General features: G+C 50.1%; 19 protein-coding genes. 6 read left to right on the forward strand and 13 right to left on the reverse strand.

From position 1 onward, the window contains the following. Nucleotides 1–3 precede the first annotated feature (3 nt). Nucleotides 4–2,289, reverse strand: coding sequence for a catecholate siderophore receptor Fiu (locus OGV38_RS13740; protein WP_286473546.1), 2,286 nt, complete (start codon nucleotides 2,287–2,289; stop codon nucleotides 4–6). Between the two features lie 293 nt (nucleotides 2,290–2,582). After that, the gene (gene mcbA / locus OGV38_RS13745; protein ID WP_149381110.1) at nucleotides 2,583–2,843 is read right to left on the reverse strand and encodes a DUF1471 family periplasmic protein McbA; all 261 of its coding nucleotides are present in this window, start codon (nucleotides 2,841–2,843) and stop codon (nucleotides 2,583–2,585) included. A 210-nt stretch (nucleotides 2,844–3,053) separates the two neighbouring features. On the opposite strand from mcbA, the gene rlmF reads away from it, so the two are divergent. Further along, complete coding sequence (gene rlmF / locus OGV38_RS13750; protein ID WP_286473553.1) at nucleotides 3,054–3,980, forward strand: 23S rRNA (adenine(1618)-N(6))-methyltransferase RlmF; 927 nt, start codon at nucleotides 3,054–3,056, stop codon at nucleotides 3,978–3,980. Here the strand turns inward: rlmF and ybiO are convergent. From ybiO to rhtA, 6 genes are all read right to left on the reverse strand, one after another. Further along, nucleotides 3,977–6,214 carry a mechanosensitive channel protein gene (gene ybiO, locus OGV38_RS13755; RefSeq protein ID WP_046274641.1) on the reverse strand — a complete coding sequence of 746 codons (2,238 nt, stop codon included), beginning with the start codon at nucleotides 6,212–6,214 and terminating at the stop codon, nucleotides 3,977–3,979. The two genes, rlmF and ybiO, sit on opposite strands and share 4 nt — an antisense overlap. Nucleotides 6,215–6,332: 118 nt before the next feature. Further along, nucleotides 6,333–7,055, reverse strand: a complete 723-nt coding sequence (glnQ, locus tag OGV38_RS13760; protein WP_003035246.1) for a glutamine ABC transporter ATP-binding protein GlnQ — start codon at nucleotides 7,053–7,055, stop codon at nucleotides 6,333–6,335. After that, nucleotides 7,052–7,711: a glutamine ABC transporter permease GlnP gene (gene glnP / locus OGV38_RS13765; RefSeq protein WP_003035248.1), complete on the reverse strand. Its 660-nt coding sequence runs from the start codon at nucleotides 7,709–7,711 to the stop codon at nucleotides 7,052–7,054. The genes glnQ and glnP overlap by 4 nt, the downstream gene beginning before the upstream one ends. 107 nt (nucleotides 7,712–7,818) lie before the next feature. Continuing rightward, nucleotides 7,819–8,565: a glutamine ABC transporter substrate-binding protein GlnH gene (glnH, locus tag OGV38_RS13770; RefSeq protein WP_016152370.1), complete on the reverse strand. Its 747-nt coding sequence runs from the start codon at nucleotides 8,563–8,565 to the stop codon at nucleotides 7,819–7,821. 365 nt (nucleotides 8,566–8,930) lie between these two features. Beyond that, entirely contained in the window at nucleotides 8,931–9,434 is a 504-nt protein-coding gene (gene dps / locus OGV38_RS13775; RefSeq protein WP_006685362.1) for a DNA starvation/stationary phase protection protein Dps, read from the reverse strand. A 303-nt stretch (nucleotides 9,435–9,737) separates the two neighbouring features. Further along, nucleotides 9,738–10,625 (reverse strand): threonine/homoserine exporter RhtA, encoded by an 888-nt coding sequence (rhtA, locus tag OGV38_RS13780; RefSeq protein WP_016156069.1) that lies wholly within the window; start codon nucleotides 10,623–10,625, stop codon nucleotides 9,738–9,740. A gap of 410 nt (nucleotides 10,626–11,035) precedes the next feature. On the opposite strand from rhtA, the gene ompX reads away from it, so the two are divergent. Then, nucleotides 11,036–11,551 carry an outer membrane protein OmpX gene (ompX, locus tag OGV38_RS13785; RefSeq protein ID WP_286473555.1) on the forward strand — a complete coding sequence of 172 codons (516 nt, stop codon included), beginning with the start codon at nucleotides 11,036–11,038 and terminating at the stop codon, nucleotides 11,549–11,551. Between the two features lie 63 nt (nucleotides 11,552–11,614). On the opposite strand, the gene OGV38_RS13790 is transcribed toward ompX, so the two are convergent. Beyond that, a complete protein-coding gene (locus tag OGV38_RS13790) occupies nucleotides 11,615–13,201 on the reverse strand; it encodes a phosphoethanolamine transferase (RefSeq protein WP_047359432.1) in 1,587 nt (528 codons plus the stop codon). Between the two features lie 276 nt (nucleotides 13,202–13,477). After that, nucleotides 13,478–13,606, reverse strand: a complete 129-nt coding sequence (gene mntS / locus OGV38_RS13795; RefSeq protein ID WP_016152374.1) for a manganase accumulation protein MntS — start codon at nucleotides 13,604–13,606, stop codon at nucleotides 13,478–13,480. 186 nt (nucleotides 13,607–13,792) lie between these two features. On the opposite strand from mntS, the gene mntR reads away from it, so the two are divergent. Together mntR and OGV38_RS13805 are read left to right on the forward strand one after the other, a co-directional pair. Beyond that, on the forward strand, nucleotides 13,793–14,266 hold the full coding sequence (mntR, locus tag OGV38_RS13800; RefSeq protein ID WP_016156071.1) for a manganese-binding transcriptional regulator MntR: 474 nt from the start codon (nucleotides 13,793–13,795) through the stop codon (nucleotides 14,264–14,266). Further along, a complete protein-coding gene (locus OGV38_RS13805; RefSeq protein ID WP_016152375.1) occupies nucleotides 14,263–15,372 on the forward strand; it encodes an anion transporter in 1,110 nt (369 codons plus the stop codon). Before mntR ends, OGV38_RS13805 begins: the two co-directional genes overlap by 4 nt. Before the next feature lie 80 nt (nucleotides 15,373–15,452). Here the strand turns inward: OGV38_RS13805 and ldtB are convergent, their stop codons facing one another. Continuing rightward, nucleotides 15,453–16,373, reverse strand: a complete 921-nt coding sequence (gene ldtB / locus OGV38_RS13810; RefSeq protein WP_286473558.1) for a L,D-transpeptidase — start codon at nucleotides 16,371–16,373, stop codon at nucleotides 15,453–15,455. A gap of 677 nt (nucleotides 16,374–17,050) precedes the next feature. Here ldtB and OGV38_RS13815 point away from each other — a divergent pair. Next, nucleotides 17,051–17,773, forward strand: a complete 723-nt coding sequence (locus OGV38_RS13815; protein ID WP_130714850.1) for a YagK/YfjJ domain-containing protein — start codon at nucleotides 17,051–17,053, stop codon at nucleotides 17,771–17,773. A gap of 821 nt (nucleotides 17,774–18,594) precedes the next feature. Here the strand turns inward: OGV38_RS13815 and OGV38_RS13820 are convergent. Then, nucleotides 18,595–19,041: a hypothetical protein gene (locus OGV38_RS13820; RefSeq protein WP_275262823.1), complete on the reverse strand. Its 447-nt coding sequence runs from the start codon at nucleotides 19,039–19,041 to the stop codon at nucleotides 18,595–18,597. 79 nt (nucleotides 19,042–19,120) lie between these two features. Continuing rightward, nucleotides 19,121–19,735: a recombinase family protein gene (locus OGV38_RS13825; RefSeq protein WP_182383414.1), complete on the reverse strand. Its 615-nt coding sequence runs from the start codon at nucleotides 19,733–19,735 to the stop codon at nucleotides 19,121–19,123. 465 nt (nucleotides 19,736–20,200) lie between these two features. On the opposite strand from OGV38_RS13825, the gene OGV38_RS13830 reads away from it, so the two are divergent. Further along, nucleotides 20,201–21,408 (forward strand): IS3 family transposase gene (locus OGV38_RS13830; RefSeq protein ID WP_286473776.1). Its coding sequence is split into 2 segments (ribosomal slippage): nucleotides 20,201–20,522 and nucleotides 20,522–21,408, totalling 1,209 coding nucleotides; the frame shifts between segments, so codons are not numbered across the junction. Nucleotides 21,409–21,581: the final 173 nt, after the last annotated feature.

Here is a 21,581-nt window from a genome sequence, read left to right on the forward strand (position 1 = left end):
AGATCAGAAATGCATATTTGCCGTGAGCAGGAAGGTTCTTGGCTCGCCCGGATGGTAACGGTATCCGCTCTTGTTAATGGAGGATACATAATTGGTGTCGAACAGGTTATAGACGTTCAACTGGAAATCGAGATTGCGATTCACGCGATAACCCAGTTTCGCGTCGGCGACCCAGTAACCTTCGGTGTAGGATGGCGTACCCACGGCCCCGTCGGAACCGCGATGCATACTGCCCACGTAGCGAGCGCCTGCGCCAACAGAGATATCATCGGTAGCCTGATACTGGTTCCACAGCGTGAACGCATGTTCTGGCGTGTACGGCAGGGATGAAGAACCATCCTGAGCAACGTTTTTGCCGCTGTGGATCGTCGCGCGCTGCTGGGTGTAACCCCCAATAACCTGCCATGCGGGAGTGATGTTCCCTGCTACCGAGAGTTCGTAACCTTCAACGCGCTTCTCCCCGTACTGGGAATATGTGCCGTCGTCGTTCTGCTCAACTTCGTTCTCAATATCCGTACGGAAAATCGCGGCAGTTAACAGCAGGCGCTTATCCAGCACCTCCCATTTGGTGCCGATCTCGCTGGTTTTCGCTTTCTGCGGTTTGAAATCGGTACGGTTCGCACTGTTACCGCTTCCGCCCTGAGCGAGGGCAAAGTTGCTGCCGCCCGGCGGTTGCTGAGAAACGGCGTAGTTAATGTAAACGTTACCGTTATCGGTCAGGTGATACAGCGCGCCCGCTTTCCAGTTCACCAGATTGCCTGATTTGGCAGTATCCACGGTGGTGACCGGAGAACCTTTCGCCACGCCTGTCGGACACGCGACCGCGCCGCGACCAGAAGCGCCGCAAGCGGTGGCGCTGTCATATTCCGTGCGGTAATTGTCGAGGCGAATACCACCGTTTAGTTCAAACTCACGGGTAATCTGTAGCGTATCAAACGCGTATACACCGAAGGTATCGGTTTGCCCGTTAGCATTAGCGCCGTTACGAGACAATCCGCCGATATTCACATTGCTGTTGGGGTGATAGATATTTACCGACGGCGGAGTGATCGGGTTTACACCATAGTTGGTTTGCGTTTCACGCGTTAGCTCCACGCCGGTGCTGATGTCGTGACCGATGGATCCGGTGTAAAATTTTGAGGTCAGGTTGGTTTGGTTGGTCAGGATCTTATTGCTGACATCTTTGGTATTTGCCAGGCGTGACCAGGTCCAGGTGTCGACGCTGCTGGAGGGTTGGGTGATGTTAGTCGCGCCGCCCATCACCGCCGTCATCAGATAATCCTGCTTAATGCGTGACCAGCGGGTGGTGTTGCGAATAGTGGTGCTGTCGTTCAGGTCATGTTCAAAACGCATCGTTGCAGTATCGGTCGTTGAATCGTCGTAATCCGAGTTGGTACCGTAGAAGTTATGCGTATCCACTTTTCCTGACTGATTCAGTGCAGCAGTCCCCGCGGAAGGCGCGGAATATCCCGGCAGACCGATGGTGGGGACACCGCCATCCGGGGTGTTGTGCTGGGTGACATGCAGATAGTTCAGATACAGTCGGTTCTCAGTGCCTAAGCCAAAGGCGAGCGAGGGGGCCACACCATAACGTTCATTCTTAACGTTATCGCGACCGGCATCATGCGTTTTTTCACCCATCAGGTTTAACCGTGCAGCGGTGGTCTCACCGATGACCTGGTTAATGTCCAGCGTACCACGGCGGAACCAGGCGCTACCGACGCTGGCCGAGGCATCGATCCCTGAGTCAGTGCGCGGCTGTTTGCTGATCATATTGATGGAGCCCGTTGGCGCGCTACGGCCATAGTCGGTGCCGGAGGGGCCTTTGATCACTTCAACCTGTTCGGTATTGAAAGTGTCGCGCGTAACGCTGCCAATATCACGGATACCGTCGATATAAATACTGTTCGAGGTATCCGCACCACGCATGTATACCGCGTCACCGGTAGTGGAGTTGCCGTTCTCACCGGCGAAAAACGCGCCAACGCCCGGTACGTTTTTCAGCGCATCGGTCAGATTGGTTGCGCCTTGATCCTTAATCACCTGCTCAGAAATCACTGTCATGGTGCGGGTTGTATCCGCTACCGGGCGGGAGAACTTAGGGTCGGCAGACTGCGTTGGGGCGTATAGAGAAGGTTTGGCCGCTTCAACAACCAGCGTATCTTCTTGTTTTTTATCTTGATCGCCCGCGGCGACAGCCTGAGCTACCGGAGACAGGCCAATACACAGACCGGCAAAAAAAGTCAGTGAATGAAAACTACTGGCAGGCAAATTGCGATTTTTATCCATGTTAGTGAGTGACTTATTATTTTTTGAGTAGACGGTTTCACTCGCGCGAAGGGACATCTCTGTGGATGTTATACCCTGCAGGCCTCGCGGGAGTGAATGTGTAATTGATAATGATTTTGATAAGTATTACTAATCAGTGCGACGTTTTAGCATTCATTAATTCAAAAATAAATACATTTATTTACATTGGATTCAAAATTGCTACACGATGATTACAATTTGAGCGGTGAACGACGTGAACAGTAGGTAGCAAACTGCATTCGGGGTGAATGCAGTTGGGCTAAGGTGAGGGACTACTTATAGATAGTTGCGCTGCCGTACATCTGGTTTTTACCGCCCGCAGAATTGACGACAAAGCCTTTTGCGCCTTGCTCTTTCGCTTTCTCTGCCAGCTTGTCTTCGAGATCGCTCAGGTTAGAGGCTCCGGTAGCGAAAACAGTACCGGAAGCTTGTAGCTGGCCGGTTTGAGGGCTGGTGTAGGGCTGTGCAGCAAAGGACGCAAATGTCATGCCGGTCAGTACGGTAGCGGCAAGGAATGCGAGGCATTTCTTCATGGTGATATCCTCTGAGAAACAACAGGTCGTGCCTGATAAGTTTAGGCCGTCAGTGGATAACATTTACCGCAAAAAACTGGTGATGAGATGTCTGTTTTTTGAACAATCAGCAAGCCATCAAATAGGTATAAAAAAAGCAAATTTCCTTGCTGTGTGTTTACCGCGTGGCGTTATGCGGGTATCTTACGCCGCTGTTAAAAGGAGAATGCTATGTCCCCCCAGAAACCGGGATTACACCCACGCAACCGCCACAATGGCCGTTATGATCTTGCGACTTTATGCCAGGTTACACCCGAGTTGACGCAATTTCTCACCCTCACGCCAGGCGGCGAGCAGAGTGTTGATTTCGCGAATCCGCAGGCAGTGAAGGCGCTCAATAAAGCACTGCTGGCGCATTTTTATGCGGTGAAAAACTGGGATATTCCAGACGGTTTTCTGTGCCCGCCGGTTCCTGGTCGCGCTGACTACATTCACCATCTGGCCGACCTGTTAGGTGAAACCAGCGGAACCATTCCGGCAAATGCGAGCGTGCTGGACGTGGGAGTTGGGGCAAACTGTATTTATCCGTTGATCGGCGTGCATGAATATGGCTGGCGATTCACCGGTAGTGAGACCAGTAGCGAAGCGTTTAACAGCGCTCAGGCGATCGTAAATGCCAATCCGGGGTTAACTCGTGCTATTCGTCTGCGTCGCCAGAAAGATGCTACGGCAATCTTCAACGGTATCATTCACAAGAATGAGCAATATGAAGCCACATTGTGTAACCCGCCGTTCCATGATTCTGCGGCTTCAGCCCGCGCCGGAAGCGAGCGCAAACGTCGTAATCTGGGGCAGGATAAAGATGATGCGCTGAACTTTGGCGGGCAGCAGCAGGAGCTGTGGTGTGAAGGCGGTGAAGTGGCATTCATCAAAAAAATGATCGCCGAAAGCCAGGCCTTTGGCCGTCAGGTGATGTGGTTCACCACGCTGGTTTCGCGCGGTGAGAATTTGCCTCCGCTGTACCACGCGTTAACGGATGCGGGCGCGGTGAAAGTGGTTAAGAAAGAGATGTCCCAGGGGCAAAAGCAGAGTCGCTTTATTGCCTGGACCTTTATGGATAACGATCAGCGTCGCCGTTTTATGGCGCGTAAACGCTAAAGCGTTGGCTCGGTTGGCGGCAGCGGTTCGCTTGCTGCCGACGCAGGGCCATTCACCGGTGCAGGCAAGACCTGATAGGTCTGTACCGGCGCGCGTACGTTGGCCAGATCGAAGTATTTTTTCACCTGGCTGTCGAGCGCGAAACGTACCGTCCACTGTTTCAGCGGTAATGTGGTAAATGAGACCCGTAGCGTGAAGGCCGTATTGGTTAACCCCACAATCCCGGCAAACGACGGCTCGCCAATAATCAGCCCGCGAATATCGTCCTGTTCCATCACTGCAGCCACAGCGTCTTTCAACGCCTGATTCGCTTTATCCGCATCCTCATGGCGGTCTACGTCGTAATTGGCGACGACCGATCCAATCCCGCGCACAAAGTTGGCGAAGGTCGTTATCGATGACCAAGGAATGATATGGTACGCCCCGGTGTCCTGACGTACGCCCACAGAGCGGATGGACATCCGTTCAACCGTACCGGTGAGTGGACCGATAGTCACCAGGTCACCTGTGTTCATGCCATTTTCGAACTGAATAAAGATCCCGGTAATAATATCTTTTACCAGCGTTTGCGAGCCGAAAGAGATAGCCAGCCCCAGCGCCCCGGCCCCGGCCAGTAAGGGCGCGATATTGACGCCAATTTCGGATAGCACAATCATGATGGTGATCGTGCTGATGATCACCGCCAGCGCGTTGCGAAACAGCGTCAGCAGGGTGCGGGTACGGGCGCTGGGGAGCGGGCGGCCGTGAATATCGGAAGCCAGACGATTTTCAATCAGGCTGGCAAGGATCGTCCAGCCGATGGCGGAGAAGAATAAAATCAGCGCGATACGGATCAGGATATCCACCGTTTTTTCTCCTGCGCCGTAATGCAGCCAGTTCCAGAAGTCGAACAATCCCCAGGCATTCAGTAGCAGCATTACCGCGACGCACACCGTCAGGATCCTGGCCACGCTTAACGCCGTCGACAGCCAGCCATTCAACCGTTTTTGTAATTCCGGATAGCTGCGCTGGGTGTGTGGCGAAAGGGTAATGGTCTTGGCTATCCAGCGGGAAAGCATACCGGAAACAAAAGCGGCGATCCCAATGATCACCAGACTGCGCAGCGTAGCGCCCATCATGAATTTCAGGCTGTTGCCCGGATCAAACAGCGAGAAGAAAAACAGCACAATGAAGTAGGCGCTGGCCAGCCAATGCCATACCAGTGCAAAGGCGCGGATAAACAGGCTGAAAAACGCTAATGATCTTTCCGCCAGATTCAGCAAATGCTGCGTTATCTCTTTCTTGTTTCTGAAAATCAGGTACAGCGCCCATAGCGTGATACACAGCATGATGATGACGTTTGCCATCGCACCGACCTGCACGTTGACCTGATTCGAGATAATGGGCACGGCAACGATAAGTCCGTATCCAATCAGGCTGCTCAATGAACTTAAACGGCGATTCCAGTAGCGCGCACCGGCATCCTGAATGTTAAACGGGCGCAGTTCGGCCACCGTTGGGCAAAATATCAGGCGCAGAATGGCTTTGAAGAACTCAATCAGCGCAAAGGCATTGAGAAACAGACTTTGCTGAAAGGCGATAGTGCGGCTACCGGCGTTCATTCTGTCGCTCAGTATCTGCCCGACAAACAAAGTCAGCGCCAGCAGAAGCAAATCGATAATGAATGCGCCGACGATCATCGCCGGAAGCTGGAGCCAGTTGCTGCGTTCGCGGTTTTTCCGTCGTGCCCATTGCCCCATTTTGCGATACAGCGGCAGCGCGCACAGGCGAAGCAGCCAGAAAAAACCGAACACTGACGCCGCCAGCATTAAAAAATGGGTCAGGGCATTGGTGAACGTTTGCGGGTTAAATGTCTTGTGTGGTGCATCGGTAATATTGCGGTAAAGCTGAGCAAAGCGGCTGGAGAGCGCCTCACCGTAGTGGCGGGTGACATCCGTGACGTTTTCCAGCACCGTTTTTTCTTCCGTTAACGTGGGCGGAACAATGGTTGGCACCGGCTCGGCAGGGGGCGCTGTCGCCACTTTGCGTAACTGACCGATCAGTTCCTGGCGCGAGGCGTCATTTTCCAGCACATCAGCCAGTGCGCCGTAGGCCGCTTTCTTCTGTTCAACATCCGGCTCTTTCGCCGGCGCGGTTTGCGCGTTGGTTGACGTTGGCGTAGTGACGCCAGGTATCGTCACCGCCTGAGTCGGGAGACTCACCAGACAAACAAAGATGAACAGGATCCAGCGCATGACTCCTCCCATGAGAAAATAAATTCAAAAGGATAAGTATAGATGTCAGGGCGGGGGAGAAATGAAATGAGAGGATTCTGGTGAAAAACCTCCCTTCAGGCGAAGGGAGGGAGAGCTATCAGGAAACGTGCTGCAAGAATTCCTGTAAACGTTGGCTGGGCGGATTTTCAATCAGGGCCTGCGGATTACCGTCTTCGGCAATACGTCCCTTATCAATGAAAATCAGGCGTGAAGCCACTTTTTCGGCAAAGCCGATTTCGTGGGTCACAATCACCATGGTCATCCCTTCCTCCGCCAGATCCTGCATAACTTTCAGAACTTCGTGGCGCAGTTCCGGGTCCAGCGCTGAGGTTGGCTCATCAAACAGCATCATTTTCGGCTTCACCGCCAGCGCACGGGCGATCGCCACACGCTGCTGTTGACCGCCAGACAGCTCAGAAGGGTAGTGATGCGCACGCTCGGCCAGACCTACTTTCGCCAGCAGCTCTTTAGCCAGTTTCTCGGCCTGTTCTTTATTCGCCCCGCGTACGCGCTGCGGTCCGAACATGACGTTTTCCAGCGCCGTCAGATGCGGGAACAGGTAGAACTGCTGAAACACCATCCCGGCTTCCTGGCGGATTAACCGCTCGTCTACCTTTGGATCGTTTACCTTCAGACCGTCGACGATCAGATCGCCAGAGGTTATCTCTTCCAGTTTGTTAATGCAGCGCAGCAGGGTTGATTTGCCGGACCCGGATGGCCCGATAATTACCACCACTTCGCCCTGCTGAATGTTCAGGTCAATATTGTGCAGCACCTGGGTTGGGCCAAAGTGCTTAGAAACGTTTTTAAATTCAATCACAGGATTTTCATCCTTCTTTCCAGACGACGCAGAATGAAGCTCAGCACCAGCGTAATGATCAGATAGAACACCGCAACGGCGCTCCAGATTTCCAGTGCGCGGAAGTTACCGGCAATGATTTCCTGGCCCTGACGGGTCAGTTCAGCGACGCCAATGACAATAAACAGCGAGGTATCTTTAATGCTGATGATCCACTGGTTGCCCAGCGGTGGGAGCATACGACGCAGCGCGAGAGGTAAAATAACGTGGCGGATAGTCTCTGTACGTGAAAGCCCAAGCGCCAGTCCGGCTTCGCTGAATCCTTTATGGATTGAGAGCACCGCGCCGCGGGTGATTTCCGCAATATAGGCGCCGGAGTTGATCATGATGGTGACAACGGCGGCGCTAAAGGGATCAATGCGTAAATCGTTAAATGCCATTGGCAGGGCAAAGTAAATAAACATCACCTGCACAACGATTGGCGTACCGCGAATGACTTCGATAAACACCAGCGCTACGTGGTTGGCTATCCAACCGCCGAAAGTACGCGCAAACCCTGCTGCAAGCCCGATTATCAGACCGCCTGCCAGACCGAGGACCGAGATCCACAGGGTCATTTTGGCGCCTTCAATCAAAAGCGGGATGGCGGGCCAGATGGCACTCCAGTCAAACTGCATATTTCGTTCCTGTTACCGTGGTGAGAAAAGTAATGAGCCATAACGCGATGACTCAAAATTGCAGGCCCGGCGGCGCTGGCGCTACCGGGCGTTACAGAACGTTCTTGTTATTTAGGTTCGGTACCGAACCATTTTTTGTAGATTTCGTTGTATGTGCCGTTCTCTTTCAGCGTTTTCAGCGCGCCGTTCACTTTCTCGCGCAGTTCATCGCTGCCTTTCGGGAAGGCGATACCGTACTGCTGGGCTTCCAGGGATTCGCCTACAGCTTTGAACTGACCGTTACCAGCGGTTTTGATGAAGTAAAGAATGTTTGGCGTGTCGTGCAGCACGGCGTCTGCGCGGTTGGTGCCCAGTTCCATATATGCGTTATCGATATTCGGGAACTGACGCAGATCTTTGGTTTTGATGTTAGCTTTCGCGTAATCAACGGAACCCGTGCCGCTCTTCACAGCGACGACTTTACCATCCAGATCTTTCACGCTTTTCACGTCGTTATTATTCGCTTTGACCATCACTAACAGACCGCTTTTGTAGTAGCCGTCAGAGAAGTCGATCGCTTTTTTACGCTCATCAGTGATGGTGATACCCGCCAGCGCCAGGTCGATATTCTTGGTTTGCAGAGCCGGGATGATGCCGCTGAAATCCATTGGTTTCAGTTCATAATCCAGTTTCAGTTCTTTGGCCACGGCAGCCCACAGATCCACATCAAAACCAACGTATTTGTCACCCTGTTTGAATTCGAACGGTACAAACGCGGTGTCGGTTGCGACAACCAGTTTCTTATCTGCGGCATGGGAGGACACCGCAAAAGCCAGGGTAAGTGCAGCCAGTGAGACTTTTAATACAGACTTCATAGGATTTCCTTTTATATCCACGGGGCTATCCCCTGCGAGAACATATGGCTTAATGAAAAAATCGTGCCAGTTTTGCAACTCATTGTTTTAACAAGAGGGAGTCTCGTTTCTCTGCACAATAAGTAGGGCAAAGCGGGTAATCTGCACTGTTTTGGGGCACACATTTGGTGCGTACCTGACACAGTGCAAACGGTATGACTATTTAGCGTAAAAATTGTTGATAAAACAATCTTTCGTTAACGATTGTGTGAAGTGATTATTACAAATAATTTACTTTGGAGTGACGAACGATCAATGTCATGCACCATAGATGTGCAAAACCCCCGCCAGGGCGAGGGTTATATAGGTAATTCTTATGTCTGCTGTTATTCAATGTTGGCTTCGATAAACCACAGGAATTTGTCGAGGTCGCGTGAAGCGGCGGTGAAGATATCTGCTGTATCTTCGTCTTTTGCTTCGCTAATGGCTTTACGGACGCTGTTAGCGACGACGGCATAACGATCGGCCAGCTCTTTTAAGTGGTCCTGTACGCTATGGATATCCAGCGGATAGCTTTTCAGAGGCGTTTTGCTGTTAATAACCTGGGTGGTACCCAATGCCACACCGCCTAACTGTACGGCGCGCTCAGCCATGGTATCGAGGTGGTCGGTCAGGGCAGTACGGAAGCCATCGAGCATTTCATGCACAGCAATGAAGTTCGCGCCGCGCATGTTCCAGTGAGCCTGTTTGGTGATCAAAGACAGGTCGATGAACTGGATCACTTGCTGATTCAGCAGCTCTACGGTCGCTTTCTTTTCGCTATCTGTTACATCGTTGCGGGTATAAAGGAGGGCAGATGCTTTTGTTTTTACCAGTTTTGCGGTACTCATATTTTCATATCCTCTTGATAATTATGTCCCAGCTCTTCAACGGGAATAAGTATAGCGTGAATTTTGGATTTATTTTTCTGGTGTTACCTATCACTTTAATAGCGAAGAGAGGAGTGGGTATGAAATAATTAATAAAATCATATGGATATATTAGTTATTAATGGAGGTGTGTTATTTTTATGTTAATGTAAAAATTTCAAGAAATATGCAGATGAGAAAATTATATTTATTAGAATAATTATCACGCAGATTTACAATTGGATATTCTGCATGATTATGCAAACCATGCAGAATATTAAGTGGTTAATTCACATCGACTTGCTTAATTTGTGGCTCTTTGCGAATAGTGAGCGTCGAACCCATTGATGCGACAATAATGGCGCCCAGAGCGAGCGTCTGGACAAGCGTCAGCGTTTCACCGAGGAAGATCATTCCTGAAACCGCAGCCAGTGCAGGTTCCATACTCATCAGAGTACCAAAAGTGCGTGTTGGCAGCCGCGTCAACGCAATCATCTCCAGTGAGTAGGGAAGCGCAGTGGAGAGGACCGCAATGGCCAGGCCTAACGGCAGAATGGACCAGTGCCACAAGGCATCCCCAGCCTGGAGTGCGCCGATGGGTACAAAAATCAGCGCCGCAATTAATGACCCTACCGCAACGGTCGCCGGACCATGTTCCGCGCCGGCTCGCTGCCCGGTAAGAATATAGATTGCCCAGCAGGCGCCAGCGCCCAGCGCCAACGCAGCACCGGTTAAATCCACGTGAGAAACGTCCTGACCTAACGGCAGCAGGAACCAAAGCCCGAGTACAGCCAGTGCAACCCAAATGAAATCCACCGGACGTCGGGATGAAAACAGCGCTACCGCGAGCGGGCCGGTGAACTCCAGCGCTACGGCAATTCCCAGCGGGACGGTCTGGATTGACAGGTAGAAGAGATAGTTCATTCCACCCAGAGACAGACCATAAAACAGCAGCGGCAGGCGTTGTTCTTTGGCGAATCGCAAACGCCAGGGTTTAAAGAAGGCAATAAGGATGAGGGTGCCCAGCGCAAGGCGCAATGCGGTAACGCCCGGCGCACCGACGAGTGGGAATAGCGATTTTGCCAGAGATGCTCCGCTTTGAATGGAGGACATAGCAATAAGCAAAACCAAAATAGGCAACCAGACTGGCGCTTTACGTGACGACCCCGGCATCCTTTCTCCTGTCAAATGATAAGTACACGCCTTCATCTGCGTGACGTTGCAAATTTGCTACGACACGGATGACGTGATGTATAGAAAAGTAAAACAGCGAGTGTAATGGAAATACGCACCGCTGGTTGAGTATTCGTTGAAAAAAAATTGCTCAGTTCCGTACAATGGCATGAAAGTGATGGATTAATAATCTGTGTGATTAGGAATATTCTGGATGAATGTGCCATATTGTGCGCGCAATAATGGCATTTTTGGTTAGAAAAGTGATGTTAATTGAAAGAGATAGCGGGTTTCTGAAACGTTCTGTTACATGAAAGACCCGGTTAGACATCGCGAATCGCAAAGAGTTTCCCATCAATTTTTGGTATATTTAAAACTTAGGATTTACTTGAAGCACATTTGAGGTGGTTATGAAAAAAATTGCATGTCTTTCAGCACTGGCCGCTGTTCTGGCTTTCTCCGCAGGTACTGCTGTAGCTGCGACTTCTACCGTTACCGGTGGTTACGCTCAGAGCGATGCTCAGGGCGCAGCGAACAAAATGAACGGTTTTAACCTGAAGTATCGCTACGAGCAGGACAGCAACCCGCTGGGTGTTATCGGTTCCTTCACTTACACTGAAAAAGATCGTACCGATGCGTCTGGCGACTACAACAAAACCCAGTACTACGGCATCACTGCTGGCCCGGCTTACCGTCTGAGCGACTGGGCAAGCATCTACGGTGTAGTGGGTGTTGGCTACGGTAAATTCCAGAACGCAGCATCCCCGGCTGATAACCACACCACCAGTGACTACGGTTTCTCTTACGGTGCTGGTCTGCAGTTCAACCCGATCGAAAACGTTGCTCTGGACTTCTCCTACGAGCAGAGCCGTATTCGTAGCGTTGACGTTGGCACCTGGATCGCTGGCGTGGGTTACCGCTTCTAATCACTTCGGTGATACAAAAAATCCGCCTCTCGGGGCGGATTTTTTTTGTGCGCAACTCAGAGATTAACGAGATTTGGTCTCAAAGATGTCGGTACCCAGATGGTTGTAGTCCACCTTCTGCAATTTGAAGTTGGTGATGTACACCGGGCCAGCCTTTTTCTCCGAAATAAAGCGATAGCTGTTGGTGATTTCCTTCGCGCTTATCCCCGTCCACTGCGAGAAAAAGCTGAGGAAATCATTGGCGGAGCGACGGGCTTTAATCACCCGGTGCGCTTTATCATCGCTCGACAGCACCATAAATGGTACCTGGAAATTCTGCTGGAACTGATCGTCATGCGCCAGGTACTGCACCTCTTTCCCCCGCTCTTTAAACGCGAGGCCATGATCGGAGAAATAGACCATCGAGAAGCTGTTACCGCTGTTACGTAACTGATCGTAAAGCTGGCGCAGCAGGTCATCCGTCTGCGTCATGGTGTACAGATAGCAAGATGTCTCTTTCGACTGGACGAAAGTCTCGTATTTACCCTGCGTACGGTCGCAGGCCTGCGGATGCGAGCCCATTAAATGCAGCACGATAAGCTGTGGCTGAGTGCGCTCGGTTGCCAGCACCTGGGCGGTCATCTTCAACAACGCTTCGTCACGGGTATTTTTATCCGCTTCGAAATCACCGCTTTTGAGGAACTGAACTTCATCAGCTCGCTTCGCAATGCTGGCGATTGCTGTATCGTATTCACCAATCTGTCCCTGATTGGAGAACCACCACGTCTGGAATCCCGCGCGGTTAGCCAGAGTGACAAAGTTATCCTGGAACTGGGGTTTATTGTCGACCACCCGATTTAGCGTCAGGCCGAGTGATTTTTGTGTCGAACCGCTTGCCGCGATGTAATCCGCGAAGATGTAGCCGTTAACGGAACTGGCAAACGGGGTGTTATCCCAGTGGCCGCCAAAAGCGCCTAACGCATCGCGGCGGGCGCTTTCGCCGATGACCACCACGTAGGTATGATACTTCGGCTTCACGGCGGTTACCGTCCAGCTGTCTTTCACGCTCGCCAGCTTCGCCATACGCTCTTGTTCGTCGAGCACTTCGTTGTTATTAACGATAACGTCCTTGGCAAAGCGGAAAACCGGATAGCCGGTGTCTTTCAGCTTGAACACGCCGCCCCAGGCCAGGTTTTGCACCGGGGTTACAAAGAACGCGACTACGCTGAACAGCAAACAAATGCTGTCGAACTTGTTCCAGCTACGCTGCTGCACCTCTTTTTTACGGCGTACGGCGATAACACCGAGGGCGAAAATAAACACCCCAACCAGATAACTGTACCAGGGGAAGATGGTGAGGATTTCAGTAGACTCTTCCATATTGGTTGAGTGCAGCGCCAGTAAGGTATTGAAGTTCGGCGAACCGTAAGCCTGGCCAAACGGGAAGTACATTGCCGCTATCAGCGAGCAAATGCCAATCAACACTTTCTGCGCACGCGGCGCGCTGCGCCACAGCAGCATCAATATACAGGTGAAAGCAACGCTATAGAGCAGGCTAAGCGGATAGCCCAGCGCAAGGTTGATCAGCAGAGACTGTAAGAAATAGAGGCCAGTCCACGGACTAATCGCCCGGCTACGAGCAATGATTGAATCTTTGAGGGTTAAATTCATATGCCACTGTTACAAAAACGCCATGTGCTTACCCTGGCGCTAAGGGTCATTGCCTGCCTGAGAGAGCGAGAAGGGGGATAGGGTCCGCATCCGCGAGCCGCAATATATGCAGGGCTGCGAAAAGATAGAGTGTGTGCAAGAGAAGGTCAACTACTACTAAGAAATTGTTTTGCGAGGGGCGTGGCAAAACTGACAAAAAGAAGGGTTATTGGCACGAAAACGATCACCGTATCCGAGTTACGGCAGGAAAATGAAGCGGCGTGCCGCGACGCCGCATTATTTATCTGCAGGTTTATCCTGCTCTGGTTTGCTGTTAATCATGTCGCACAGCATAGAGATCAGCATTAACCGTACTTTAAAGGGAGAGTGGCTAAACACGCGTATACACCTCTTAAATTCATTCATATAAACCTCCTGACTTCACGATCCCATCAGTCCTTGAGGGATGTCTTTATTATATACAGATATAGCACAGGCTATATTATATAGCTATTGCTAAAACGTTAATTTTTTGTGCCCACGCAACTCTGGTTTACAATGAGCGTTCTCTAATCAGATGCCGTTAACGCGTCACAGTAACGAGGAAGCAGAATGAGTCGTCGCGCAGGTATGCCAACAACAAAAAAAGTGACGCAATTGGTGAATGTCGAAGAACACGTTGAAGGATTTCGTCAGGTCCGGGAGGCACATCGCCGTGAGCTGATTGATGACTACGTAGAGCTGATTTCCGATCTCATTATTGAGGTGGGTGAAGCGCGCCAGGTCGATATGGCCGCACGGCTTGGGGTTTCCCAGCCGACGGTTGCTAAAATGCTTAAGCGTCTTGCTTCAGTTGGGTTGATTGAAATGATCCCCTGGCGGGGCGTGTTTTTAACCGCAGAAGGTGAACGACTGGCTCAGGAGAGTCGGGAGCGTCACCAGATTGTGGAGAATTTCCTGCTGATGTTAGGTATCAGCCCGGAAATTGCCCGTCGCGACGCGGAGGGAATGGAGCATCACGTCAGTAAGGAAACGCTGGAGGCTTTTAGCCGGTTTACGCAACAGCAAGGTGCTGGCTCTGAATGAGTTTTCCTTTACTACGCGCCTTACAGCGCGATCGCTTTTTTCAGCTGTTAATCATCGTCGGGGTTGTACTGAGCCTGTTCGTGCCATTTACGCCACGGTCGTGGCCGGGGGCGATAGACTGGCACACGATTATTACGCTTAGCGGCCTGATGTTACTGACCAAAGGCGTGGAGCTAAGCGGTTACTTCGATGTGTTAGGGCGCAAGATGACCCGGCGCTTTAACACCGAACGTCAATTGGCGATATTTATGGTGCTGGCGGCGGCGCTGCTGTCGACGTTTCTGACCAACGATGTTGCGCTGTTTATTGTTGTTCCGCTGACGATCACCCTGAAAAAATTGTGTGCCATTCCTGTAAATCGCCTGATTATCTTTGAGGCGCTGGCGGTAAACGCCGGATCGTTGCTTACGCCAATAGGTAATCCGCAAAACATTCTGATGTGGGGACGCTCCGGCTTATCGTTTACCGCGTTTACCTGGCAGATGGCGCCGCTTGCGGGGACCATGATGCTGACGCTGGTGGTGCTGTGCTGGTTCAGTTTCCCGCATAAAGCTTTGCATTATCATACCGGTACGCGCGCGCCTGACTGGCAACCGCGCCTGGTGTGGAGCTGTCTGGGGCTGTATATCATTTTCCTGGCGGCACTGGAGTTAAAACAAGAGCTGTGGGGCCTGGCGATCGTTGCGGCAGGATTCATGGTGCTGGCTCGCCGCGTGATCCTCAGCGTGGATTGGACACTGCTGTTGGTGTTTATGGCGATGTTCATTGATGTGCACTTGCTGACGCAACTCCCGGCCTTGCAGGAGATTACCCACCAGATTGGCACGCTTTCAGCGCCGGGGCTTTGGTTGACGGCCATTGGCCTGTCGCAGTTTATCAGTAATGTTCCCAGCACGATTTTGCTGCTGAACTACGTCCCGCCAACGCTGCTGCTGGCCTGGGCGGTCAATGTGGGCGGTTTTGGGTTGTTGCCGGGATCGCTGGCGAATCTTATTGCTTTACGGATGGCAAACGATCGACGGATCTGGTGGCGTTTTCATTGGTATTCGGTGCCGATGCTGATATGGGCGGCGCTGGTAGGGTATGGTTTATTGCAGGTGATGTGAGGATTGTGCCCGATGGGGCTGGCGCTTATCGGGCCTACAGGTTAAGTAGGCCCGATAAGGCGAAGGGACAGTTTTGATGCTTAGTTCAGACGAACCGGCATACCTGAACGGTTCTGTACCGCCTGCTCAACGACGGCCTGATCGACGTCAGACTGACCGGTGATGCTGGTAATGCTCTTGTTCAGCGTAATCGGTACGATTTCCCCGCCTTCGAACTGTGCTTCAGTGGTAGACAGTGGGTTGTGTACCTCAATGTAACGGCTGCCGTCTGGTTCAGTCGTGGCTTTTACCGGCTCATCGATAAACTGTACGCGGGTGCCGACCGGCACATTTTCAAACAGGAATTTGATGTCGTCGTTACGCAGACGCACGCAACCGTGGCTGACGCGTAAGCCGACGCCGAAGTTAGCATTGGTGCCGTGGATGGCGCACAGGCGACCGATATACAGCGCGTACAGGCCCATCGGGTTATCCGGACCTGCCGGAACAACGGCTGGCAGCGGTTCGCCCGCAGCGCGGTATTCCGCATGCATTTTTGCCGTTGGCGTCCAGGTTGGGCCCGCTTTTTTACGTTCTACTTTGGTGGTCCAGTTGATTGGCGTGTCTTTGCCCAACTGGCCAATACCGATCGGCAGAACAATAACGGTGTTGGTGCCTTTCGGGTAGTAGTACAGACGCATTTCAGCGCTGTTAATAACAATACCTTCATGCACGGTATCCGGCAGGATCAATTGCTGAGGTATGTTCAGGACGGTGCCGCCCTTCGGCAGGAAGGTATCCACGCCCGGGTTGGCTTCCAGCATATTAGACAGACCCATCTGATACTCCGCCGCAAAATACTCCAGCGGTTGGGTGTTGCCTTCAGGAATAGTGATGACCTGGTTTTGGCCGATCAAACGGCTGCCATCGGTAGGCAGCGGGTACGTGACGGCAGAAGCGGTGTTACAAAAACCAACTATTGCGAGTGCCGCCGCGAAAAGCGTTGTTAATTTCATATTCATGTTCATGTATGCGAGATTCAGTGCCAGGCAGGCTAGTGGGTTGAGATTTATGTAGTGTTGGGCACGCATTATATGTGCAATCTGAGCAACAAGGAATTCGGATGTGTACTAAATCACATTTTTTTCCTTTTGCTTTCACTTTATCCCTTCAGCATCAAGGCGCGATCTTATTGCAGACTTATGGCATAATAAGCGGTTCGTCACATATTTCTTTCTCTTTCAGGATACGCCAGTGTTAGTTTCCAGCAACGTCACAATATAGTTTCAAAGGGGGAAATGAAGTGGTGGGAGAGAGGTTTCTGTCTTCCTGCGAGCATTGGTTAGCCTTCGTTGTTCAAACATTTTGGTTTCATTGGGCCAATAACCTCATACTGGTCCGGTGGTTTTAGCCACTCCACCCCAGGAATTTGGAAGGACAACGAGCAAAGTCTTATACGCTGCCCAGTACAAATAAAAATTTATATTGCGAAACTTGTTCTTATGTTGCTAAGATTTAAGGTTGAGTAAATATATTCGTAAACTTTGTTCCGTAGTATTTCCCCCCCTTGAAAACATCCCCAACGTCAGATGCAAGGCGGCTTTGCGATATCGCAAATGCCCTCGTTTTACCGTGGTTTTAGGTAGTAACTGTATAGGAGGTGTGATCTCTTTCTGAATACAAAAAGGTTGATTTAACAATGATGCAACAATCTGAAATGCAGTTCCAATCGTCGATTTTTTCGACCACTTGTTTTCGTAACGTCTACCATGAACACGGTCGTTACAAAACCATCAATGGCAACTCCTTTGTTCATGATGGTCACGAATACCGTATTAACACCAGAATCGGTTCTGGTGTTCGCCATGACATACTTATGTCAACAATCAACGAACTGAAAGCAATCCAGAAGCGCTACAGTCGAGTGTTCCTTACCCGTTTTGATCTTCACCTCCCTGCATTGACTTCTGTTGAAGCGGGTAACAAATACATACGCAAACTGTTCAAACGATTACGTGCCCGCCTGGAGTCTGGGAATAACGGCTTATCGAAACCTATCATCGATTTTGCTTACGGTTGGGTTTGCGAGCAGGAAAAGGCATTACAGCCACATTACCATTGCTGGATTGCGCTTCCACATCGTCTGGTAAGATGGTTTGGAACGCCAGAAAGAGGGATCGCTGGTATTATTACTGAGATCTGGATGAAACTGACAGGTGGTGAAGCAACGCTGGTAAACTTGTCTAAAGCTACGAAGGACTATCGCGATCACTACGTCATTCATCTTGACGATCCTTCATCACTCGAAGGTCCGATATTTTGGCTTTCTTACCTGGCAAAAGAACGCGGGAAGTCGCAAACAGGGAAGGGAACGCGCTTGTATTCAACATCAAAGTTGAGTCGTAAAGCACTGGATTCGTAAATATCGCACAGGAAGCCCGTAGGGCGTTTTTCTTTTCAAGTTATACGATTGCATTACCCATGTTATAAACGACGCTTAGAATCGCGCTCAGGGCGTTTGAGAGCATAACCAATACCTGATTAACTTTTTGCTTCGGTCCGGTGCTTGATAGATCAATGATATTTGCTTATAGAAGTATACATTACTTCAAAATTCCGAGCGAAGCGAAGGACACGAACGTAGTGAGTGTTAGCAACTAAACTATAGAACTACATAATTATATTATTATATTTTATATATAGAGAAAAATGTAGTTTTTGGATTGGTTTTTAACCAGTTGTAAACTATCCGTCTTCGCTTCGCTTGACGGAACTCGCTTCGCTCGCGATCTTGTCTTTTTAGTTGATCTAAGCGAAGTTAAGGGAGGGTATGAATTTCAATCAGTCTGATTTGGATATTTGACTTGATACCCTTATCACGATCAGATTCTTCGGTTTCGCCTGCGAATCCTTGGCATTGCGTGCCTCGTATTTCCGTGAATGGTTTCTATGATGGTTTTCATCAAGAACCAGAACGATGATCTCGGTTTGAACATGATGAATCAGGAATCAATCCTGTAGCGCATTGTAAGCGTTTCTAAAGTCATTACGGCTATTCCATTATCTGAGAGCTTTAAGCCTCTTCCAGCTTCATACAGGCTGTTTTAGCGGTTTGGACTGTATTCAGGTAAACATTTGATTGTTGCTGGTTGATAAGTATGTTGCAGTTATCGAAATCGTGCCTTGGGATGGATAAAATAAAACCTCGCACTTCAGCGAGGCTTGTGATTCAAAGTTCGTTGTTCAAAGACCACCATGACGATTCGCATAGAACAAGAAATTATTGATATGCCTTTCTAAAGCTTGAATGAAATTATCATTCGACCAAGTAGTAGAACTATAAGATGCACCGTTTGTAGAACTAAAAGTACGACCATCATCGTTTGTAGAAAATGTCGTTATCGAATAGCGGCCATCAAATCGCTCAGTTTCTGATAATAAAAGTTCATGCTTCCCGCCGTCTTTATACTTCATATTGAAGCTTAGATGCCGTGAAGATGAAGAAATTTCAGCGTGGATTCCTCTTTCAAGCAGCCCATTTTTGTATGTTTCAACCTCTGGTACGAGAGAGTCAATAATGTCTGATAAAAGTTCTCGTTCCTGGGTTAACGTTTCTTTTTCTTTAATCTGCTCTTGTTTTTGACTGCCTATTTTTTCATCAATGCTTTTGAAGAACGAGTTATCTGCCATGGGGGGATATCCTTAATGATAATATGAGCGTTTCCAAGTCAGGACATATGGGCAGCAAATACTGTTATCAAGTCCGTATTTAACACAAAAGCTCTTTCTTGATGCGGTAAAACGTGGCACGGCTTATATCTGCCGCTTTCATGATGTGGGCTGGTTTAACGTTTTGTGCCAGCATTTCGCGAACGGTCTCACGGGCTTCCATATCTTTTTCTTTCCCTGTATACAAACCTGCCTGTTTTGCTTTTGCGATCCCTTGTGCCTGGCGTTTACGCCGGGTTTCATAATCTTGTCGTGCCATTGTCGCGAGGATATCGATCAGCATGGCATTGACTGCTCGCAGAATACCGCTGGTTAGGTCATTACCGGACATTTCAACCATCTGCCAGCTTGTTGGCAAATCCATTGATACAATAACCAGTCCTTTACTGTTCAGCGTAGCTTTGAGTTCAGCCCATTCTTCATGTTGAAGACGACTGAGACGGTCAATCGCTTCAATAAGAAGCAGATCGCCGGGTTGTGCTTCCGCAAGTAAGTGCATCAGTTCCACACGTTCCAGCTTTGCACCGCTGGCATTGTCAATGTACTCACCGGCAACCTGCCAGTTTTTGCTTCGTGCAAATTCGCGCAGACTAACCAATGCACGATCAGCATGCTGGCTTTCAGTAGATGCACGGCAGTAAATACGGACATTCATTATGAATTCTCTTTTGAATACTAAATCAATACCCATATGATACATTACGTTGTTTTGTAGTCAATAGGGCTGAATTTAATCCTATTGAGACTTTGTGTCGTAGTCTTTATCAGGTATACCTAAAAGAGATATTGTATTGAATGTTCTCAGATCATGCTTGGGGTATACGATGTAGTCAGTTCCTGTAACTGAACCACTCAGTTTGCATTTCAGTAGGTCTTTATCAATTACAGCGAGCCACTACTGGGGACCGGAATAGTCTAGCATCTACATAACCAGTTTTTTGCCATAATAACCTGTAAAATAATTTTAGTTTGCCGAATACGTAACACTGAACGTAAGCGTATAGTTGTGGTAACTGTCAATTTTTTCATTGAATGGGCCCCATGAAAAGCCAGACAGTAGAAGTCTCTTAACTTAAGAGATAGGCTTGGATATATGTCTAACACTAACGCTAATTTTGAGATGACCGGAATACTGTTAGGGCAAGAAGCCCGTCGGCGTAAAACGCCTCAGGAAAAGATCGCCATTATTCAGCAGTCGATGGAGCCGGGAATGTCGGTATCCCATGTCGCCCGCCTGCATGGCATTCAGCCCAGTCTGTTGTTCAAGTGGAAAAAGCAGTACCAGGAAGGCAGCCTCGCCGCAGTGGCTGCCAGTGAAGAGGTCGTTCCGGCTTCTGAACTCTCCGCAGCGCTGAAACAAATCAGGGAGCTTCAGCGTCTTCTGGGTAAGAAGACGATGGAGAACGAGATCCTGAAAGAAGCGGTGGAGTACGGTCAGTCGCGAAAATGGATAGCGCATGCGCCCTTGTTATCAAAGGACAAGCAATAGCACAGGTCAGCCGGGCTTTAGGCGTGTCGCGTGCGCAGTTATCCCTTCGGGTCAATCGTCCTGTCGACTGGCAGGACGGGCGTTGTAACAGACGTAATGAGGAAGCAGATGCAGAGCTGCTGCCGCGTATCCTCGCGATCATCAGCGATATGCCGGGTTATGGCTATCGACGAGTGTGGGCGATACTGCGAAAACAGTCGCGCAATGAAGGGCTTCTCCCCGTGAATGCCAAACGGGTTTATCGTGTGATGAGCGAGAACAACCTGTTGCTGTTGCACGACAAACCCCAACGTCCGCAGCGGGAGCATAACGGTAAAATCGCGGTGGCGGAAAGCGATCTGCGCTGGTGTTCAGATGGCTTCGAGTTCGGCTGTGATGACGGTGAAAAGCTGCGGGTGACGTTCGCGCTGGACTGCTGCGACAGAGAAGCCATAGACTGGGCCGCCAGCACAGGGGGTTACGACAGCAGTACGGTACAGGATGTGATGCTGGGAGCAGTGGAAAAGCGGTTCGGTAATCAGTTACCGGAAAGATCAATCCAGTGGCTGACGGACAACGGTTCGGCTTATGTAGCGCATGAAACCCGCTGGTTCGCGAGGGAACTGAATCTGGAGCCGTGCACAACAGCAGTGAGCAGTCCGCAGAGCAATGGGATGGCTGAACGGTTCGTAAAAACGATGAAAAGTGACTACATCACCTTCATGCCAAAACCGAATGTGAGAACGGCGTTGATAAACCTGGCGGCAGCGTTCGAGCATTACAATGAAAACCATCCGCACAGCGCCCTGGGATACCTCTCGCCGAGGGAATACCGGAGCCGACGGATAACACTAACGTAGAGACAAAAACTGTCTGGATATGGCGGGTCAAGATCACTGTCAATTTTTTCATATTCTGTTAAGAATAAATTAATGTTTAAAAATTATGATAAATGAATGTCATCACAAACATGGCACGTCCTTTACAGGAATAAATCTCACCAATTATTATATTTTCGCCACAGAACCTGTCC

Origin of the sequence: Citrobacter sp. Cb080 (genome assembly GCF_030334745.1) — a bacterium.
Taxonomy (GTDB): Bacteria; Pseudomonadota; Gammaproteobacteria; order Enterobacterales; family Enterobacteriaceae; genus Citrobacter; species Citrobacter braakii.

What these genes read in the sequence shown, in the direction of transcription:
- OGV38_RS13740 (WP_286473546.1), bottom strand. Translation starts at nt 2,289, where the DNA reads ATGGATAAAAATCGCAATTTGCCTGCCAGTAGTTTTCATTCACTGACT.
- mcbA (WP_149381110.1), bottom strand. Translation starts at nt 2,843, where the DNA reads ATGAAGAAATGCCTCGCATTCCTTGCCGCTACCGTACTGACCGGCATG.
- rlmF (WP_286473553.1), top strand. Translation starts at nt 3,054, where the DNA reads ATGTCCCCCCAGAAACCGGGATTACACCCACGCAACCGCCACAATGGC.
- ybiO (WP_046274641.1), bottom strand. Translation starts at nt 6,214, where the DNA reads ATGCGCTGGATCCTGTTCATCTTTGTTTGTCTGGTGAGTCTCCCGACT.
- glnP (WP_003035248.1), bottom strand. Translation starts at nt 7,711, where the DNA reads ATGCAGTTTGACTGGAGTGCCATCTGGCCCGCCATCCCGCTTTTGATT.
- glnH (WP_016152370.1), bottom strand. Translation starts at nt 8,565, where the DNA reads ATGAAGTCTGTATTAAAAGTCTCACTGGCTGCACTTACCCTGGCTTTT.
- dps (WP_006685362.1), bottom strand. Translation starts at nt 9,434, where the DNA reads ATGAGTACCGCAAAACTGGTAAAAACAAAAGCATCTGCCCTCCTTTAT.
- rhtA (WP_016156069.1), bottom strand. Translation starts at nt 10,625, where the DNA reads ATGCCGGGGTCGTCACGTAAAGCGCCAGTCTGGTTGCCTATTTTGGTT.
- ompX (WP_286473555.1), top strand. Translation starts at nt 11,036, where the DNA reads ATGAAAAAAATTGCATGTCTTTCAGCACTGGCCGCTGTTCTGGCTTTC.
- OGV38_RS13790 (WP_047359432.1), bottom strand. Translation starts at nt 13,201, where the DNA reads ATGAATTTAACCCTCAAAGATTCAATCATTGCTCGTAGCCGGGCGATT.
- mntS (WP_016152374.1), bottom strand. Translation starts at nt 13,606, where the DNA reads ATGAATGAATTTAAGAGGTGTATACGCGTGTTTAGCCACTCTCCCTTT.
- mntR (WP_016156071.1), top strand. Translation starts at nt 13,793, where the DNA reads ATGAGTCGTCGCGCAGGTATGCCAACAACAAAAAAAGTGACGCAATTG.
- OGV38_RS13805 (WP_016152375.1), top strand. Translation starts at nt 14,263, where the DNA reads ATGAGTTTTCCTTTACTACGCGCCTTACAGCGCGATCGCTTTTTTCAG.
- ldtB (WP_286473558.1), bottom strand. Translation starts at nt 16,373, where the DNA reads ATGAATATGAAATTAACAACGCTTTTCGCGGCGGCACTCGCAATAGTT.
- OGV38_RS13815 (WP_130714850.1), top strand. Translation starts at nt 17,051, where the DNA reads ATGATGCAACAATCTGAAATGCAGTTCCAATCGTCGATTTTTTCGACC.
- OGV38_RS13820 (WP_275262823.1), bottom strand. Translation starts at nt 19,041, where the DNA reads ATGGCAGATAACTCGTTCTTCAAAAGCATTGATGAAAAAATAGGCAGT.
- OGV38_RS13825 (WP_182383414.1), bottom strand. Translation starts at nt 19,735, where the DNA reads ATGAATGTCCGTATTTACTGCCGTGCATCTACTGAAAGCCAGCATGCT.